The organism is Arthrobacter sp. MYb221 (genome assembly GCF_002979835.1).
Classification (GTDB): domain Bacteria; phylum Actinomycetota; class Actinomycetes; order Actinomycetales; family Micrococcaceae; genus Glutamicibacter.
Map to the genome: position 1 here is coordinate 42,212 of NZ_PCPW01000009.1, position 17,542 is coordinate 59,753.

Annotated in this window: 19 protein-coding genes and 1 riboswitch; of the genes, 12 read left to right on the plus strand and 7 right to left on the minus strand. The window is 58.0% G+C overall.

All coding sequences use genetic code 11. The annotated features are described in order from the left end of the window. Positions 1–54: 54 nt before the first annotated feature. The 4 genes from CQ015_RS12030 to CQ015_RS12050 form a co-directional block, all read right to left on the minus strand. On the minus strand, positions 55–1,158 hold the full coding sequence (locus CQ015_RS12030) for a VIT1/CCC1 family protein (RefSeq protein ID WP_105650200.1): 1,104 nt from the start codon (positions 1,156–1,158) through the stop codon (positions 55–57). A 63-nt stretch (positions 1,159–1,221) separates the two neighbouring features. After that, positions 1,222–1,488, minus strand: a complete 267-nt coding sequence (locus tag CQ015_RS12035) for a hypothetical protein (RefSeq protein WP_105554201.1) — start codon at positions 1,486–1,488, stop codon at positions 1,222–1,224. Positions 1,489–1,506: 18 nt separating this feature from the next. Continuing rightward, a riboswitch (SAM riboswitch) is annotated at positions 1,507–1,619 on the minus strand. A 154-nt stretch (positions 1,620–1,773) separates the two neighbouring features. Then, on the minus strand, positions 1,774–2,157 hold the full coding sequence (locus CQ015_RS19010) for a hypothetical protein (protein ID WP_181150410.1): 384 nt from the start codon (positions 2,155–2,157) through the stop codon (positions 1,774–1,776). A 355-nt stretch (positions 2,158–2,512) separates the two neighbouring features. After that, on the minus strand, positions 2,513–3,100 hold the full coding sequence (locus tag CQ015_RS12050) for a DinB family protein (RefSeq protein ID WP_105570029.1): 588 nt from the start codon (positions 3,098–3,100) through the stop codon (positions 2,513–2,515). Positions 3,101–3,315: 215 nt separating this feature from the next. Here CQ015_RS12050 and CQ015_RS12055 point away from each other — a divergent pair, with 215 nt between their 5' ends. The 5 genes from CQ015_RS12055 (at position 3,316) to CQ015_RS12075 (ending at position 8,318) form a co-directional block, all read left to right on the plus strand. After that, positions 3,316–3,879 (plus strand): helix-turn-helix domain-containing protein, encoded by a 564-nt coding sequence (locus CQ015_RS12055; RefSeq protein WP_105650202.1) that lies wholly within the window; start codon positions 3,316–3,318, stop codon positions 3,877–3,879. Between the two features lie 138 nt (positions 3,880–4,017). Then, positions 4,018–4,431 (plus strand): hypothetical protein, encoded by a 414-nt coding sequence (locus tag CQ015_RS12060; protein ID WP_105554197.1) that lies wholly within the window; start codon positions 4,018–4,020, stop codon positions 4,429–4,431. 34 nt (positions 4,432–4,465) lie between these two features. Next, on the plus strand, positions 4,466–5,422 hold the full coding sequence (locus tag CQ015_RS12065; protein ID WP_105650203.1) for an ROK family protein: 957 nt from the start codon (positions 4,466–4,468) through the stop codon (positions 5,420–5,422). Between the two features lie 236 nt (positions 5,423–5,658). Further along, positions 5,659–6,645 carry an agmatinase gene (gene speB, locus CQ015_RS12070; RefSeq protein ID WP_105554195.1) on the plus strand — a complete coding sequence of 329 codons (987 nt, stop codon included), beginning with the start codon at positions 5,659–5,661 and terminating at the stop codon, positions 6,643–6,645. Then, positions 6,645–8,318, plus strand: a complete 1,674-nt coding sequence (locus CQ015_RS12075; RefSeq protein WP_105650204.1) for a thiamine pyrophosphate-binding protein — start codon at positions 6,645–6,647, stop codon at positions 8,316–8,318. The genes speB and CQ015_RS12075 overlap by 1 nt, the downstream gene beginning before the upstream one ends. Positions 8,319–8,364: 46 nt before the next feature. On the opposite strand, the gene CQ015_RS18765 is transcribed toward CQ015_RS12075, so the two are convergent. Together CQ015_RS18765 and CQ015_RS12080 are read right to left on the minus strand one after the other, a co-directional pair. Beyond that, positions 8,365–8,577, minus strand: a complete 213-nt coding sequence (locus tag CQ015_RS18765; protein WP_146112495.1) for a hypothetical protein — start codon at positions 8,575–8,577, stop codon at positions 8,365–8,367. A 62-nt stretch (positions 8,578–8,639) separates the two neighbouring features. Beyond that, complete coding sequence (locus CQ015_RS12080) at positions 8,640–9,515, minus strand: inositol monophosphatase family protein (protein WP_258138374.1); 876 nt, start codon at positions 9,513–9,515, stop codon at positions 8,640–8,642. 273 nt (positions 9,516–9,788) lie between these two features. Between CQ015_RS12080 and CQ015_RS12090 the strand changes: the two genes are divergently transcribed. The 5 genes from CQ015_RS12090 (at position 9,789) to CQ015_RS12110 (ending at position 15,316) form a co-directional block, all read left to right on the plus strand. Beyond that, on the plus strand, positions 9,789–10,508 hold the full coding sequence (locus CQ015_RS12090; RefSeq protein WP_105650207.1) for a GntR family transcriptional regulator: 720 nt from the start codon (positions 9,789–9,791) through the stop codon (positions 10,506–10,508). A gap of 105 nt (positions 10,509–10,613) precedes the next feature. After that, on the plus strand, positions 10,614–11,759 hold the full coding sequence (locus tag CQ015_RS12095) for a CaiB/BaiF CoA-transferase family protein (protein ID WP_105650208.1): 1,146 nt from the start codon (positions 10,614–10,616) through the stop codon (positions 11,757–11,759). Between the two features lie 14 nt (positions 11,760–11,773). Further along, positions 11,774–12,958: an acyl-CoA dehydrogenase family protein gene (locus tag CQ015_RS12100; protein ID WP_105650209.1), complete on the plus strand. Its 1,185-nt coding sequence runs from the start codon at positions 11,774–11,776 to the stop codon at positions 12,956–12,958. 27 nt (positions 12,959–12,985) lie between these two features. Next, a complete protein-coding gene (locus CQ015_RS12105) occupies positions 12,986–14,443 on the plus strand; it encodes an aldehyde dehydrogenase family protein (RefSeq protein ID WP_105554188.1) in 1,458 nt (485 codons plus the stop codon). Between the two features lie 12 nt (positions 14,444–14,455). Continuing rightward, positions 14,456–15,316: a 3-hydroxyacyl-CoA dehydrogenase family protein gene (locus CQ015_RS12110; protein ID WP_096289149.1), complete on the plus strand. Its 861-nt coding sequence runs from the start codon at positions 14,456–14,458 to the stop codon at positions 15,314–15,316. An 88-nt stretch (positions 15,317–15,404) separates the two neighbouring features. Here the strand turns inward: CQ015_RS12110 and CQ015_RS12115 are convergent, their stop codons facing one another. Further along, the gene (locus CQ015_RS12115; protein WP_096289147.1) at positions 15,405–15,836 is read right to left on the minus strand and encodes a pyridoxamine 5'-phosphate oxidase family protein; all 432 of its coding nucleotides are present in this window, start codon (positions 15,834–15,836) and stop codon (positions 15,405–15,407) included. A 279-nt stretch (positions 15,837–16,115) separates the two neighbouring features. On the opposite strand from CQ015_RS12115, the gene CQ015_RS12120 reads away from it, so the two are divergent. Together CQ015_RS12120 and CQ015_RS12125 are read left to right on the plus strand one after the other, a co-directional pair. Next, complete coding sequence (locus CQ015_RS12120; RefSeq protein WP_258138378.1) at positions 16,116–17,015, plus strand: App1 family protein; 900 nt, start codon at positions 16,116–16,118, stop codon at positions 17,013–17,015. Next, positions 17,015–17,482, plus strand: coding sequence for a thioesterase family protein (locus tag CQ015_RS12125; RefSeq protein ID WP_096289143.1), 468 nt, complete (start codon positions 17,015–17,017; stop codon positions 17,480–17,482). The genes CQ015_RS12120 and CQ015_RS12125 overlap by 1 nt, the downstream gene beginning before the upstream one ends. Positions 17,483–17,542: the final 60 nt, after the last annotated feature.

A 17,542-nucleotide genomic window follows, 5' to 3' on the forward strand; every position in this document is an offset into this window, starting at 1 on the left:
GTTGCCCCACGACGCATCATGTTGGGGCAACGGCCAGTAGTCTGCTTCTTGGAGCTAAGCCACGGTGGTGCCGAAGAGCAAACCCAAGCAGTAGGTTACAGCGGCCGCACCCAAGCCAATGGCCAGCTGACGGATGCCGCGTTTGAGCGGGGACGCGCCGGATAGCAGGCCAACGACGCCGCCGGTGAGCAGCAACGCGATGCTGACTAAAGCGACTGCCACGCTCACCGCAGCTAGCCCGGTGAGCCCGAAGATGTAAGGCAGGATCGGAATAACTGCGCCGGAAGCGAAGAACATGAACGAAGAAATGGCGGCTCCCGGTGCCGAACCTAGCTCCTCATGTTCGCGTTCCAGCTCCGCGCTGCGAACTTCTGGATGGAGCGAGAAGGAGGGGTTGCAATCGCAGGTAAACAGCCCCATGCGTTCTGCCGCGCGGTGTTCGGCATCCTCATTGTTCATGCCACGTGCCTTGTAGATCAAGACCAATTCGTTGGCATCTAGATCGAGGTCGCGGGCGGCAGAAAGCGTGACCTGGGTAGGGCGCGACGCGGTGAGAAGCTCACGTTGGGAACGGACTGACACGAATTCCCCGGCAGCCATGGACAGCGCGCCAGCCAGCAGGCCGGCAATTCCGGAGAAGAGCACGAGGGACGAGGCCACACCGGTGGCCCCGATGCCCATGACCAGGGCTAGATTTGAGACCAGACCGTCATTCGCCCCGAATACTGCGGCTCGGAAGTTGCCGGACAACCGGGACCGACCGGCCGTAGCCAAAGCACGAATGACTTCCTCATGCACCTGCTCGTCCGCCGCCATTTGCGGAGCGGCGTCCTGATCGGTGGCGTAGGGAGAGTTGCCTTCGGCGCGTTGGGCCAGCGCCAAGACAAACACCGAACCGAAATGACGGGCCATGAAACGCAACATTGTGCGCCGCATGGACGGGCGGACCGGGCGTACATGTTCGCCGAGCTTGGTTCGCCAGTAATTTTCGTGGCGTTCTTCCGCTTCGGCTAGCCCACGGAGAATTTGGCGTTCTTGTCCGGTGCGCTTTTCGGCAAGTTCACGGTAGATCGCGCCTTCGGCGACCTCATCGGCCATGTACTGGCGCCAGCGGCGGATCTGCGCCTTGGTTGGTTCGGGAGTTGAGGTTTGGGCCATCACGGGGATGCGTCTCCTGCGGCAGATTGGATCATGTTCACGGGCAGATGATCCGGATTAGGTTCAACCCCCTAGTTTAGTGAGCGATTCAAGCACTGGGAATTTGGCAAGACTAAATACGTGGGCGGTGCCAGCGTTTTGCCCCCGAACTGCCACGAATACCGAAAGTTCCTCGCGCTGACTATCGAAGCTCGGCGGACCCACGGTTCTGGCTAGCAAACGGGTGAGCAGGTGCGGGTCCGTGACGTAATAGCTGACCCAGACCCCGCGAAGCGGAAACTGCACCTGGCCGGTTTGCAGGTCGATAATGGGAAGGACGTTTAAAGCCATAACTATCGTGGACCCTTAAAAGAGCTCTTGCCCGTAGCCGATTGGCGTACGGACCGCTTCTTCATCCGAACCACCCATGAACCTGGGGTTGGTGTGCGGCCAGTCGGAGCTTGGCGCCGCATCTCGTGAAGCAACACCACGATGTTACACCGGTGCGCCATCCGGCCGCGTAGTGAAACGTCATACGCAGCTCTCGCGGGTCTCATGGTGCACGGCCCCGTGCCGATTAGGATTCTGCGCTCGCCGACGGTGCAGATTGCTGGCCGGGGCCCTGCCCATCCGGCATTACCGGTGATTCTCCTGCCGACCCGCCGTCGTTGCCGGGGCCACCGCCAGGCATGCCCCGCCGCGGGGTTTGGCCCAGGGGTCGACCTCGACTTCGAGCTTTACGGCGTAACCGGAGGTGATTTCGCCGCAGGTGACGCCCTTCAGATTAGTTGCCGACCGCTCGCGACCGGTCGCTGCATGCACCGCATTACGGGCCTCTTGGGGCAGCGCTGCCTTTGAGTTGGCGATAGCGTTGGCCGAATCGGTGAACGAGTTCTGGGGCCGGGCAATCTTCGAGGTGGATATGCGGCCAGCGTCCGGCGTAATACGCGGGGAAGATGCTGGTGAAGCGCACGATGCCGTTCGCGTCTGTGAGCTGTACGCCGCGCAGGTAATTCTCATTCTGCAATCCTGAGAAGGACAACGAGTTTTCCCCGGCACGGTTGCATTGCCTGAGATCCCGGAGTCTACCGGAGCGCATGCTGCGAGGGTGAAAGTCACGGCCAAGTCCCAAGCCTGCCAGCTCCTTACAGCGATCAACCAGAGTTCCATCGTCGCAGGCGAGGCCTTGGCCTTCGAGATCTTCAGGCGTGCGGGGAAGGGAAGGGGATCCGAATCATTTGCGTGGTGAGGATTTCAAAGCTGGTGCTCTAGCCGCTGGGCTCGGATGAGGCCATCCGAGCTGGTGCGAGCTTATGCGAGCACTTTGAGGCGGTGCCCGGCTAGGGGTTTGAGCGAGCTTTAACCAAGACCGGTGTTAGGACTGCTCGGCGATTCGCTGCAGGGTGGAGCGCTGTTGCTTCCATTGCTCAGCGCTAAAGCCGGGGATATTTCTCGCCTGTTCACGCAGTCCTACCTGTCCGTCGAGAAGCTCTCGGACGATATCAAGATGCCCAGCATGCCGGGAGGTTTCCGCGATCATATGAACAATGAGATGCTCCACGGTGGTATGCCGATGCACTGACCACCAGGGGACCTCAGCCGGGGACTCTAAGTTCAATTCATCGAGCGTCTGCTCGGCGAATGCGATGGACTTTCGATACAACGCGAGAACATCTTCTACGGAGAAGCTGGCGGGAGGCAGGAAGTCGATCTGCGGATCATCGCTTTGCAGTAGTTGAAGCACATGCCGATCGTTGGGCACACGACCTAGGCACTCGCCGAAATAACCGTATTCGGTGATTGCTAGATGGTAGATGACACCAAGCATGTGTGTTCCGGTATCCGTCATGGGACGGCGGGCCAACTCTTCGGAGAGTCCCTGACACTTCCAGAGCACGGTGTTTCGGGCCTCGTTCAAATAGTTCCGAAGTCTCTTGGAGGACGGATTGCTATCGGTATCCATGTGCCGAGTCTAGTTTCATGGCGATTGAATAAACAGCGACGGCGCATTGAGGGCTTGTTTGCTGACTTCAGGACTGAAGCGTGAGTTCGGCGAAGTTCTCGTTGCCTATTGGTAAACTGACGCAGTGTAGGAACCTGAACCGGATTGGTTTAGCGGAATTGTAGGCCGGGTGCTGCCAAGCTAGGGCTGCGCCGGTGTCAAAATGGTGGGAGAGCATGAAAACACTGCCCGTAGAGCCCACCGGCTCGTCGATTAATATCGGCGCCCGTTTGCGTGGGGTACGCCAAACCCGACGAATGACCATCGACCAGGTGGCCGAAATGTCCGGACTGACCAAGGGGTTCTTGTCTCGCGTGGAGCGAGACTTGACTAGCCCTTCGGTGTCGACGTTGCTCAGGCTCTGCGAAGTGTTGGGCTTAGAGGTTGGACAGCTCTTCTCAGTACCTGAAACCAAATTGGTCAGGTTGGAGCACGCGCCGCGAATCGCTTTGGGTGGTCAAGGGATCACCGAACAACTGGTCACTCCCCGCGCCGAGACCAGGGTGCAGATGATTAGGGCAGAGATCGCGCCTCAGGGCTCGGGGGAAGCCGAGCTGTATTCGGTGGATTGCAAGGTGGAAGTTCTGCACGTGATTTCCGGAGAATTTACCTTGGTTCTGCCCGAGGACCGCATTGAACTGCAAGCGGGCGATACGGTAACCTTCCCGGGCCGTGAGCCGCACAGTTGGGAAAATACTTCGGACCGGACCGCCGTAGTGACCTGGACGCTGTTGCTCTGACCAAAACCGCAATGCGCTTTTGAAGGGCTTGCGCGTTTTCCGTCCGTGCCGGGTTTCGGCCGGGCAAAGCCCAAAGCGTATCCTTGACATAGCGTCAACAACTTTTCTCGACGCCGATAAATAACCGAAGGGAGCTCCGTGACGGAAAGCGAGCCACGGGCTGAACTGGTCGAACTGCGCTCCGCGAGCTGGTGGATGTCTGCAATTCTCGGTGTCTTAATTGGTGTGACCATGACATTGATCCGCACTCAACGTTATTTCTTCATCGCTGGGGCGGCGATTCTGGCGGGGGTCATTCTGGTCATCGGCTTACGCACTATTCACCGTCGTTCTCAATACCCGCAGATGGCACAGGCGAAAACCTCTTGGGTATATGCGGTGTGGACGCTGGTGCTACTAGTGCTTGCCGGGCCCGTCCAGCTGGTATATGTGGCGGATGAACTCGACGAGATTGCGATTAAGTCCTTCGTGCTTTCGGCAGGTTTCTGTTTTGGGTTCCATGAGGTGGACCGGGCATTGGTAGCGAGCAGCAAGAAGTCCTTCGAAGGCTAGCTGCTGAACTACATGCACGCATTGGGAGGGTGAAATGTCTACCGAAAACCTTGCGGTCGGCATAGACATCGGCGGGACGAAGATCGCCGGGGGCGTGGTCGATGGCCACGGCCGGATTCTTCGCCGAAGCTTCCGCCCTACTCCGGGCCGGAGCGCAGCCTTGACCGAAGATTCTATTGCCGAGGTAGTCAGCGAGCTCAGCGACGGGGATGCTCATATGCCCGTGGGCGTCGGGGCCGCCGGCTGGATTAACCGAAGCGGTTCGCATGTCCTCTTCTCCCCGCATCTTGCATGGCGTGATGAGCCGGTGCGTGAACGTCTTGAGTCGAAGATGAACCGCCAGGTCGTCCTGAATAATGATGCCGACGCCGCAGGGTGGGCCGAGCATCGTTTCGGAGCTGCGCGAGGCGAAGAGCTGAGCGTCTGCCTGACCCTTGGCACGGGTATCGGCGGTGCCATCATGTTCGGCAACAGTATTCTGCGTGGCAGTTTTGGCGTCGCAGGAGAGTTCGGGCACCAGACTTTGGTGGTGGACGGCCATCGTTGCCCGTGCGGAAATCGAGGGTGCTGGGAACAATACGCGTCGGGCAACGCACTGGGCCGTGAAGGCGCGGAGCTCGTCCGGTTGGATTCTCCGCGGGCGCATAGCCTGCGTGAAGCCTGCCATGCGGATCCAGCCAAGGTGAGCGGAGCGATGGTGACGGCATTGGCGGTCAATGGCGACCCTGCCTGCATGGAGCTCATCGATGAGATGGGCCGATGGCTCGGGAGGGGAATCTCGAATCTTGCGGCTGTGCTGGATCCTGGTGTCGTGGTCATCGGCGGGGGACTTGGGTCTGCTTCTACCTGCCTGGTCGAACAGGCGGAGGCCTCCTACCGGCAGTTACTGCCGGGGCGAGGCTACCGGCCGTTTGCTCGCGTTGTACGAGCCGAGCTTGGCTCGGATGCCGGGCTGATCGGCGCTGCGGACTTGGCCCGGTGGCACGGGTAACTCGTTTCCTGCGAATGCGCACTATTCGCTTCATCGCATTTTCACGTTCCAAATCAGCGACCTGATCCCGCAACCCAATCGGTGTTGCGGGATCGCTGTTTTAACCAGCAAAAACCGGTTTTCGTGGCTTCGCTGTTGATTGCACCTTGACGGTCAGCGCACCGATAAATAGCATGGGAGGAAACTCATGTTTCATATTAGGCAACTCTTGTCGAGTGTGCCGGGAAGAAGCGCTCATGAAAGAAGTCCGGATCGAAGAAAATGGGAACATCGGACCCATTAATGCCGCGGTAATTCCGCGCTATGCCGGAGGCGGCACCTATGCACGGCTTCCGCGGCTGGACCAAGTCCAGAAATCCGATATCAAGATCGTCGGTGTTCCTTTTGACTCCGGTGTTTCCTACCGTTCCGGCGCACGTTTTGGAGCAAACCACGTCCGTGAGTCCTCTCGGTTGATCCGCCCATACAACCCGGCCACCGAGGTTTCCCCCTTCGCTTTGAGCCAGGTTTCCGACGCCGGTGATATGGCGGTCAACCCGTTTAACATCAACGAGGCCATCGAGACCATCGAGCACAATGCGCTGGAGCTGACCGAAGACGGTTCAACGCTGGTGACCATCGGTGGCGACCACACCATCGCATTGCCCTTGTTGCGTGCGGCCTCGCAACGTGCCGGTGCGCCGGTAGCAATGTTGCATTTCGACGCCCACCTGGATACCTGGGACACCTACTTCGGAGCCGAATACACCCACGGAACCCCTTTCCGGCGGGCGGTGGAGGAAGGCATTCTCGACACCGAGGCGATCTGCCATGTAGGAACCCGAGGCCCGCTCTACGGCAAAAAAGACCTCGAAGACGACAAGCGCTTCGGTTTCGGCATCGTCACCAGCTCAGATGTCTACTATCAGGGCGTGCAAGAGATCGTCGCGAAACTTCGGGACCGCATCGGCAACCGCCCATTGTACATTTCGGTCGATATCGACGTGCTGGATCCGGCGCACGCACCGGGCACCGGCACCCCGGAAGCAGGCGGCATCACCAGCCGCGAACTGCTGGAAATCTTGCGCGGCTTGCGCGGGCTGAAAATCGTGGGAGCCGATATCGTGGAGGTGGCACCGGCATACGATCATGCGGAGCTAACCGGCGTCGCTGCCTCACATGTCACCTATGACCTGATCAGCCTGATCAGCGAATACCGTCAGCTGAACGGACAGAACAACTAATGGGCAACGAAGTACAACGTAACGGTGGAGATCTCGTCGTTGAGACGCTGACAGCGCTCGGCGCGAAAACGGTCTTCGGTATTCCTGGACAACATGCGCTGGGGCTGTTCGATGCGCTCTCACGCTCCAATCTGCAATTCATTTCTTCCCGGGTAGAAAACAACTCGGCCTTCGCCGCCGACGGCTACAGCAGGGCCACTGGAGAGGTCGGAGTGCTTTTCCTCTCTACCGGCCCGGGAGCGCTGACCGCCCTCGCCGGATTGCAGGAAGCCTATGCCACCGGCGTGCCCATGGTGGTGATTGCCAGCCAGATTCCTTTGGATGGACTGGGCGCTCGCCGAAAAGGCATGCTGCACCAGCTCGATGACCAGAAGGCCTCGGCCGCAAACGTCACCAAGTTCCAGCAGACGGTGCATCACGCCTCGGGTATTCCCTCGGCGATCCAAGATGCCTGGGCGCAGGCGATCACCGTGCCGATGGGACCGGTCTGGATCGAAGTTCCGCAGGATGTCTTGCTGGCATCGGTACTCATTCCTCCGGTGCGTGATGCCCTTGCCGAAGCCTACGATCATCCACCACGTGTGGAATTGATCGATGAAGCGGTTCGCTGGCTTTCGGAAGCAAAGCGACCGGTGGTTGTTGCGGGCGGAGGTGTCCGTCGGGCCCAAGCCGAAAACGAATTACTGGAGGTGGCCGAGAAGCTCAATGCCCCGGTGCTTTGCACCCCGGGAGGCAACGGCGCATTCCCGTGGGATCACGAATTGTCTTTGCAATCTTGGGTGGAGGATCGGCATGTCACCGAAGTTCTCGAAGATGCTGACGTATTGGTGGTCGTGGGCTCAGCGCTCGGCGAAGTCTCCAGCAACTATTTCTCGCTCGCACCTCGTGGGCACATAATCCAAATTGATGCCGAACCGCGCGTCCTTGAGTCAAATACGCCAGCATTGGGTATCCGCGCGGATGCCAAGGCGGCGTTGCAGTTCCTAACTTCGAAGCTTAAGGAAGTAAGCCTGCCCAACGGGCCAGATTGGCATGGGCAGAGCCCGACTCAAGTCGTCACCCAGACCTTGGCAAAGGTGCAGGCACGGCTGGCGGAGCAGGGCCTGGACCATGAACGAAGGTTCATGGCTGATATCCGCGAGGCAGTGCCCGCGAAAATGCAGACCTTCTGGGATATGACCATTGCGGCTTATTGGGGTTGGAGCTGCTGGGATTCGCGCCAGGGAGAGTTCCATTCGGCGCAGGGTGCCGGTGGCCTAGGTTTCGGTTTCCCCTCGGCCATTGGAGGTTCCATCGGCTTGCAGATCGAGGGAGCTACGCCCGAGCAAGCGCGAGTGCTCGCGGTCTCCGGTGATGGCTCGTCGATGTACTCCATTGCAGAATTAGCCACGGCAAAACAGCACAACGTGCCGGTCACTTGGCTGATCGTTGACGACGGTGGTTATGGAATTCTGCGTGAATACATGGAAGGGGCTTTTGGCAAGGCAACGGCCACCGAGCTGGAACGCCCGGATTTCGTTGCCTTAGCCCAGGCTTTCGGAGTTCCTGCGCGACTGGTCGAAGCTGACCAGATCGGTGACGCGTTACGCGAGTCATTCGCCGGAGAAGGCCCAAATGTCATCGTGGTTCAGACGCTCTTACGCATGTTCGCCCCGACGCATTTAGGCGAGTAAGGCATAGCTTCGGCGCCCTTCGAAGGGGGCGCCGAAGTGACTCTTGTTAGTGCGTGAAGTGGTAAACCACGCCAAACATTAATGTGGAGAAGCCCAGGCTGATGCCTATGAGCAGTGGCACCCAGTCTAGGGACTGGCTTGCCAACATCACTGCGAAGATACCGAAGAGCAACATGGCTCCGATTCCTCCGAGGATCAACCCTCCGCCACCATGATGCTGCACGGCGGAATGTGCAGTTCGTTGGATACGTGGTGTCATGCACTCATGGTACGACCGAAGCCAAGCAATCTGCGGTGCACCGGATAAGAATCTGGGTATTGTCAGATTTGTTTGACTTGGCTCTGGCTTCTCAACTGATGAACCCGCGAGGCTGATCGAGCCAACGACTCGTAGTCGGCGCCTGGGCCTTGGGCGATGAAACCTTCGCAGAGATGGTCAGCGGCCACCTGCTTGCCGAAAGCCAAGCCTCGGTAACTTCCGCCGGACATTCGAATCAGGTGCGCTCCCGCGGCCACGTCCCAAGGCTTCGTATCGAACCCCACGCTTGCATCGCACCAGCCGGCGGCCACATGAGCGAGCCCCAGAGCGGCAGAAACTTTGCGCCGCACGGTGGCGAAATCCTGAATCCACTGCCCAAAGAGCTCAAGCGCCAATGGGCCGTCCTTAAGCATGGACTCGGCTCCCGGGTAATCTGTCATCAAGTTTGCGCGTGCTTGTTCAGGTCGATTGCCTGGGCTCAGCAATTCCCCATTGTGATAAGCAGCCTGACTATTGGCACTGAACTGATCTCCGGAGATCGGATCGACTATTGCTGCTGCGACCAACTCGTTGTCGATTGCCGCGGCAATTGAAATGCAGAAGAACGCGACGCCGTGAACGAAATTACTGGTTCCGTCAATAGGGTCCACAATCCATTGCACTTCGGTCGGGGAGGCTATGCCTGAGCCCGCGGCTATGTTCTCTTCGCCGAGTACCCAAGACTTTGGGAAGGCCTCGCGTAGCGACTGGGTAATGATCTCTTGGCTTTGCCGGTCTACATCGGTGACGAGATCATGGGCGTTCGTTTTTTCTTCGGCGCCGACACTTCCGCGGAATGCTTCACGAACTTGTGGTGCAGCTTTGAGCGCGGCAATCAGTGCTGCCTGACGCAGCGATTCGGCCAGAGCTAGTCGGGTGGGAGTCATTTGAGCATTCACGGTTCCACCCTATCTTGGTGTTCTAAGTGCACCTTAATCTTTTTGACTGAGACCGCTGGCAGAAGAGCGAAGTCTGAGAAGAAGCATTCACGAACCAAGTAATACGACGCCCAATAGAGTTCAAAACCGCAGGATCTCAGGAGCATGGGAGCCTGGTGCACCGCGGTATTGGCGAACGCCGGCACCGGAATCCGCGAGGAACGAAATCCCGCAGCGCAAAAGTGCAGCGGGGTGTTCAGCGCCCACATTGACAGGGGAAGATAGACTTCAAATATGAGTAGCATGCAACCGATCTCGCCCAAAGAATCGTTGACCGAGCAAGTCACCACGAAGATCCGCGCTGCTATCGTGTCCGGCGAAATGACCCCGGACAACCATTATTCGGCAATTGCTATCTCCGAAAAGCTCGGAGTTTCACGCACTCCGGTCCGCGAAGCGCTGCAGCTACTAGAAAAAGAGGGCATCGTGACCGTCGCGAAAAATCGTGGCGTGCGCGTGAACCAGATTTCGCTAGACGACATCGTGGAGGTATTTCAGGTCCGGCTGATCGTCGAGCCACCTGCAGCCGCACGAGCCGTGCTCAATGCTAGCGAAGAAGACCTCGGAACTCTTCGTGAGCTGCACCGTGAAATGCTTGAGGTGGGGCAGACCGGGGATGGCCGGGCAACGCTGGAGGCAGATAAAAAGTTCCACCTCTATCTGCTAAGCCTGGCAAACAACGCCAAACTTGACGGCATCGTGGGGGAGTTGCGCAACCTGGTGCTCGCGCACGGACAAGTAACGATTCCTCAGGCCAGAACCAGCCAAGACCTGGCCAGCGATCGAGATGAATTGATGAAGTCCATCTTGGAACGCGACCCATCTGGCGCGGCTACTGCGATGCGCAACCATGTGCTTCGTACTGCGCAGATGCTCGTGACGGCTGTCTGCGCGCGGACCCCGGGACTTGAGGCCGAACGCTATTTGACGCGCTTGGACGAATTGATCTTCTAGAGCCATAAACATATAGGGGTGGTCTTGAACACAGAGACCATTTGCCATACAGTTGCATGCAACATGTAACAACGTTTTTTCGATGACGAGAACGTAGGTAACCCGATGATTCAACCAATGCAAGGAATCAAGGTCGTTGACCTCTCCCGCATCCTCGCCGGTCCGTTATGCACCATGACGCTGGCCGATTTTGGCGCCGAGGTGCTGAAAGTTGAAAGCCGAGATGGAGATGAAACCAGGGCATGGTTGCCGCCGGTCACCGAAGACGGGGTGAGTACCTACTATTCGGCAGTGAACCGCAATAAGCAGGCAATCGTTGTAGATTTCAACAACTCCGCGGAACTAACCGAGCTGCGTGAGATCATCCGAGATGCCGACGTTGTCGTGGAAAATTTTCGTCCGGGCGTGCTCGCCAAGTTCGGCCTGGACTACGAGTCCTTGAGAGCATCGAATCCTGCGTTGGTCTACTGCTCAATTTCGGGATTTGGCGATGGGCTCGGCGCCTCGCTGCCCGGCTTCGATCTCCTGGTTCAAGCGGTCGGAGGCCTGATGAGCATCACCGGTGAGCCCGAGGGAACGCCAAGCAAGGTGGGAGTGGCGCTGGTTGATGTCCTCGCGGCACAGAACGCCACGACGGGAATACTCTTGGCGCTTCGGGAACGGGATATTAGCGGGCAGGGGCAAAATGTAGGAATCTCATTGATGACCTCCCTGCTGGCGGGATTGACTAATCAAGCTAGCAGCACCGCGGTTACCGGTAATCCGCCACCGCGTTTGGGGAACGCACATCCAAGTATTGCTCCCTATGAAACCTTCGCAACTTCTGATGGTGTCATGGTGATCGCGGTGGGAAACAACCGCCAGTTCACCGCCCTTGGCACAGAGCTGGGGCTGACCGACCTGCCGCAAGATCCACGGTTCGCAGACAATCTTTCGCGTGTGCAACACCGGCAGGAACTCAAAGACCTGATCGAAGAAGTCACCAGGCAAGGATCGGCGGCCCAGTGGACAAATCGACTCATGGAGGTCGGAGTACCTGCAGGAAAGGTTAACTCGGTTCTTGAAGCCTTGGAGTTCGCCGACGAGCTAGGACTGGAACCGGTGGTAACGATCAACGATCTAAAAACCGGACGAAGCTCCCGGCAAATTGCCAACCCGATCGTCCTGTCCCGAACTAAGCCCACATATCGGCTAGTACCCCCGGCCTTGGGCGAACACCAGCATATCTTCCTCAGCACCACCAGCCTCTAAAGGAGACAGCTCAAATGATTGCCCCTTCACCTAACACCGCCATTGACCCAGCAGACCTGATCAATTTTGATGCACTGCTCAGCGGCGAAGAACTTGACCTGCGGAATCAGGTCCGCTCCTTCGTGAACGAAAACATCAAACCAAACATTGCCAGCTGGTACGAAACAGCGACGTTCCCCCTGGAAATCGTTCCAGAAATGGCCAAACTCGGTCTGCTGGGCATGCACCTGCAAGGCTACGGCTGCGCAGGACGTTCGGCTGTCGAATATGGGCTTGCGGGAGCCGAGCTGGAAGCCGGCGACTCCGGACTGCGCACCTTCGTCTCGGTCCAAGGATCGCTAGCCATGAGCGCCATTTACAAACATGGGTCTGAGGAACAAAAACAAGAGTGGCTGCCACAGCTGGCCTCCGGCGAAGCAATCGGCTGCTTTGGCCTGACGGAGCCAACCGCCGGATCCGACCCGTCGAGCATGACGACCTTTGCCCGCCGCGACGGGGACGACTGGGTGATCAACGGAATGAAGCGCTGGATTGGCTTGGCAAATGTGGCAAAGGTTGCCGTCATCTGGGCGCAGACCGACGAAGGCATCCGCGGGTTCGTGGTCCCTACCGAGACCGCTGGATTCAAGGCCACACCAATCGAACCGAAGCTATCGATGCGAGCTTCGATCCAGTGCGAGATCGAATTGACCGATGTGCGGCTGCCAGCTAGCGCGGTGCTACCGAACGTTCTCGGTCTCAAGGGCCCATTCTCCTGTCTCAACGAAGCCCGCTACGGCATTATCTGGGGCGCCATGGGAGCGGCGCGTGACTCCTTCGAGGTGGCGCTGAAGTATTCCCAGGAACGCCTGCAATTCGACAAGCCATTGGCCGGTTATCAGATGACCCAGCAGAAGCTGGTGGATATGGCTTTGGAAATCAACAAGGGCTTCCTCCTCGCCCTGCATATCGGGCGCCAGAAAGATGCAGGAACCCTCGACCTGCACCAGATATCCGTTGGCAAGCTGAACAACTGCCGCGAAGCAATCGCGATCTGCCGCGAAGCGCGCACCATCCTTGGCGGAAACGGTATCACCTTGGACTACTCGCCACTGCGTCACGCAAATAACCTCGAGTCGGTGCGCACCTACGAAGGTACCGACGAGGTACACACCTTGATTTTGGGTAATAAGCTCACCGGTGTCCCGGCCTTCCGCTAAAAATCAGTACAAGGAAAAACTTAGAATATGACACAGCAGACGAAAGTGGAAAGCCTTCGCCAGTACCTGAACGGTGTCTGGCTTCCGGGAAACGCCAGCGAGCTCAGCTCCACCAGCGCCGCCGATTCCTCCTTGATTGTTGCCGCAGGCCAAGCGGCAGATGCCAACCAGGTAGTTGAAGCCTTTGAAGCCGCGAACGCGGCGAAGGCAGGGTGGGCGGCCACCCCGATGGCCGAACGTGCCAGTTATCTGCTGAGAGCTTCGGCCTACCTCACGGAGCATGCGGAGAGAATCGGTACGGAACTTACTCGTGAAGAAGGTAAAACGCTCGCAGAAGGAATAGGCGAGGTACGCCGTGCGGCACAGATCCTCTCCTATTATGCAGGTGAAGCCGAACGTAGCGCCGGAACAATGTTCCAATCTCCGCGCGCTGGGGAGCAGATCTTGGTCTCGCATAAGCCCTTGGGCGTGTTGGGCATTGTGACCCCATTCAATTTTCCGATAGCTATCCCCGCCTGGAAGATCGCCCCCGCGCTGATCTTCGGAAATACCGTGGTTTTCAAGCCGGCGAGCCTGGTCCCGCTGCTGGCGGTGCGGTTGGTCGAAGCCTTCGAAGCCGCCGGACTACCTGCCGGGGTGCTCAACCTGGTGATCGGTCCGGGCGCACTGGGAGACTCGATCATGAGCCACCCCCATCTGGAGGGCTTGTCATTCACCGGATCCACAGGTGTCGGGAGAAAGCTCTGCGCCATGGGTGCTGCGCGTGGCATCCCAGTGCAAGCAGAAATGGGTGGAAAGAACGCCTCGGTGGTGCTGGCCGATGCAGACCTGGACCTGGCCAGCGAACAGGTACTCTTTGGGGCATTCCGCTCCAGCGGGCAAAAATGCACCGCTACGAGTCGACTGATCTTGGATGACTCGATTGCCGATGAATTCTTGGAAAAGCTCACCTCGCGACTGGCAAACTGGGTAACCGGAAATCCACTGGATCCAGGGGTCCAGATGGGACCGGTCATCGACGCCAAATCGGCGAAATCGGTCAGGGCGGGCGTCGCAAAAGCTAGGTCGGAAGGCGCCACCGTTATCTTCGAGGGCGCAGTTCCAGCCAGCGGAAACTACGTGGCACCGACCGTGCTTGGCATCCCAAGCGATTCTCGGGGTCGGGAAAATTGCGCTTGGCGTGAGGAATTCTTCGCCCCGGTACTCAGTGTGCTGCGCGTTTCCGGAACCGAGGCCGCCTTCGAAGCCGCCGCGGATTCCGAATTCGGGTTGAGTCTTGCGCTGTTCACTCGCGACCTGGCTACGGCGATTAGCGCGCAAGAACGCCTGGACGTCGGTATTTTGCATGTGAACTCCGAATCTGCGGGAGCCGATCCGCACGTACCATTTGGCGGGGCGAAAGCATCCGGATACGGGCCGAAAGAACAGGGAGCCGCCGCCCGCGAGTTTTATACCCACACCACTACCGTGTATCTCCGCGGCTAGGAAGAGGAACTAATGGATATTAGGACTATTCTGATCATCGGCGCCGGAACTATGGGCCGGCAGATTGCGATGAGTTGCGCACTGGGCGGTTACACCACGATCCTGCAGGACATCTCGGGCAGCGCTTTGGACGCGGCTCGCAGCGATCTGGAAAGTTGGGCCGCCGGACGTGTCGCTAAGGGCAAGCTGCAGGCAGAGTTTGCCGACGCCGCCTTGGCACGGCTGAGCCAATCTACCGAGCTGGACGCTAGCGCGGCCCAAGCGGACCTAGTGATCGAAGCGGCAGTCGAACGTTTAGACATTAAACGCTCAATCTTCGCCGAACTGGGCAAAAACGCTCCAGCTCATGCCATCTTGGTAACCAATTCCTCGACCTTGGCTTCGTCCCAAGTGGCTGAGGCCAGCGGGCGCGCGAGCCAGGTCTGCAATATGCACTTTTTCAACCCCGCCTTGGTCATGAAGTGCGTAGAAATTGTGCGCAACGAGCAAACCAGTGATGAGACCATCCAGGCGGTGACGGCGGTCGCCCGCGCGCTAGGGAAAGAGCCGGTGCTGGTGAATAAAGAAATCCCGGGTTTCATTGCTAACCGCATGATGGGGGCAATACAGCGTGAAGCGCTCAATCTGGCTTCTGCGGAGGTTGCCAGCATCAAAGATATAGACACCACGGCGCGTACCGCGCTGGGGCACCCGATGGGGCCTTTTGAGCTGATGGACCTCGTGGGTCTGGACGTTATCGATTTCATTGCCCAAGCGACCTACGCAGAGACCGGTGAAGAGGTGGACCAACCGCACCCGTTGATCACGCAGAAAGTGACCGAGGGGAAACTAGGCCGTAAGAGCGGTGAAGGATTCTACGAATATCGCAGGTAGCAGCAAACTGCAGAATCTGGACTCGCGGCCGGTATCGACAATGTGCTGTCCGCGAGCCCATCGTGTTGCTACCGCATATGCGGAGGGATTAGATGGCTTCCGGTTGCTCACCGAGGATGAAATGACGACCGGAGATCGAGTTGACGGTCACTCTGATCCAAAAATCTTTGATGCTCTGTGCCCAGGGGCTGACACCGCTTTCGAGAGCCTCATTGATATCTGCTTCGTGCTCCAAAATTTCTGCGGTACCGTGCACCACTACGGACCAGGCCTCGTCGGAAAGGATTCCGTCGGCCTCCAAAGCAATCGAGGAGTTCACGACCATCGAAGCGAGTTTGTTTCCCGGCGCAGTGCGTAGGTAGATATTTCCTTTATGCACCGCGTAATTTACCGGAACGATGTCCACGGTTCCGGCCGCCGCAGTGGCTATTCGGCCATGTGCCGTGTGAGCCAATAGCTCCCAGGACTGTTCTTCGGTGAGCACCAAAACTGGAGCATCATTAGTGTGCTGATATCTCATGCAACTAGTTTTCTACGTTATGTAGAAAAGTTCAAGAGTTTGTGACGCATTTGTTTTTAGACGCGTTGCAGTCCCCGAACATGAAAGACTACTAACATGAGCCATGCAGCAAGTAATAGGGTCGCACGCCACGTAGCCTCGCGACTTGAGGACCATGTCCTGCAATGGCGAGCACGCCGTGCCATCGACAAGGGATTGGGTCCGGTTATCCTTCCTTACAACGGGTACGGATATGCGGCCAAAAAAGGCGGATGGGTGCGGGTTCTCGCTCGCGTGGTCATGGCTAAACCCGGCGCGTTCGAGGGTGGCAAGCACCATGCCAAGGTTGTCGAAGATGGGATCCGAGGGTTCCGCAACTTCACCTCGGCGGTACTTCCTTTTGGGAAAGTCACTGTGCTTGCTGACGGAAAGCGGTTCGAAGTCCTCGCGGACCGCGGCGGCGTCCTAGATGTCAAACTTTCGGTGGATCTGCCAGCTGGCTGGAACGATATTGAAATCACTGCCCACAATGGGCAATCCGCCACCGCGCAGATTCTCGTCATCGACGAGACGCAACGTTTCGGCATCATTAGCGATGTGGATGACACGGTTGTCGTGACGGCGCTGCCTAGGCCACTGCTCGCCGCGTGGAATTCCTTCGTGCTTTCGGAGCATGCCCGCGTCGCGACGCCGGGTATGGCGGTGATGATGCAACGCGTTTTGGCGGAGCACCCGACGAGCCCAACAATTTATCTTTCTACCGGTGCGTGGAATGTTGCGCAGACTCTGGAACGATTCATCTCGCGCAATTTGTATCCACGGGGTCCGCTGCTTCTGACCGATTGGGGGCCAACCGACCGAGGCTGGTTCCGTAGCGGTATGCAACATAAAGTTGACCAATTGCGCAGGCTCGCTGTGGAATTTCCAAACATTGAGTGGATGCTTATCGGAGACGACGGGCAGCATGATCCGACGATTTACGCGGAGTTTGCCCGGCGCTACCCGGAGCATGTGCACACGATAGTCATCCGTCAATTGACGCCCTCCGAAGCGGTGCTCGCCGGTGGGCGTTCAACTGATTTGCGCCGCACGACACCAGGCATTCGCTGGAGCTACGAGCCCGACGGGTCCCAGATCCTAGAGCAATTAGCTGCTTATGATGTGATTCGTCCCGATGATCGCTTGGGGGAGGAAAAATAATGTCCGGCTCGGTACTGTGCGTAGAAGTACCCATGCGTTGGGGCGACATGGACGCATATGGACATGTCAACAACGTCAATCTGATTCGGCTTATGGAAGAGGCGCGAATCGCTGGCTTCGGCGTACCTGGCGGAACGGGCGCACCAGGTTCCAAGCCTAAGGTGGATATATTCTCCGCGGTCCCCAATGGGGTGCAGATCCTTGTTGTTGAGCATCGCGTGCGCTACTCCAGGCCGCTGGAATATCGGAATGTTCCGGTCAGAGTCGATCTGTGGGTAGCGAATATCAAGCCTGCGAGTTTTGATATTTGTTATGAATTCCGAGATCCTGTGGAGGGCCACGTCTGCGTAAAGGCCTCGACAACGCTGGCCTATTTTGACCCATTAACTTCACGCGTGCAACGTTTGAGCATCGCGGAGCGTGAATCATTGGCTGTGTTGGAAGGTCCATCGACGTTCGCGCGATAACTGGTGGGCTGTAAATGAATTAGGGTAGGTCTATCTAGTCTTATTCAGTTAGGAAGTGTT